Source organism: Streptomyces sp. GbtcB7 (assembly GCF_019091445.1).
GTDB lineage: Bacteria > Actinomycetota > Actinomycetes > Streptomycetales > Streptomycetaceae > Streptomyces > Streptomyces mirabilis.
Genome location: NZ_JAGXJM010000753.1, coordinates 1 through 230 on the forward strand (window position 1 = coordinate 1; position 230 = coordinate 230).

The 230-nt window shown below is 70.4% G+C and carries 1 pseudogene; it reads right to left on the reverse strand.

Annotated elements, in window-relative coordinates:
* Positions 1 to 230 (reverse strand): annotated as a pseudogene (locus tag KVT44_RS57445) (TIGR03767 family metallophosphoesterase); the annotation flags it as partial.

A 230-nucleotide genomic window follows, 5' to 3' on the forward strand; every position in this document is an offset into this window, starting at 1 on the left:
GAGGAAGCCGGGGACCAGGGGCGGCCCGCGCCGCTTGTCCAGGTCGCGCAGGTGGGGGTCCCCGGGGTGCCAGAACAGGGGGAGACCGGAGTCCTGGGCACCTTCGTACGCCCGCGGGTCACCGGTGTTCGGCGTGATCCGGCCACCGCTCATCACGGGCAGGAACCACTCCAGCTCGATCGCGGAGTTGTTGTCGACGTTGTCGCCCGTGGTCATCACGATGGCGGGAC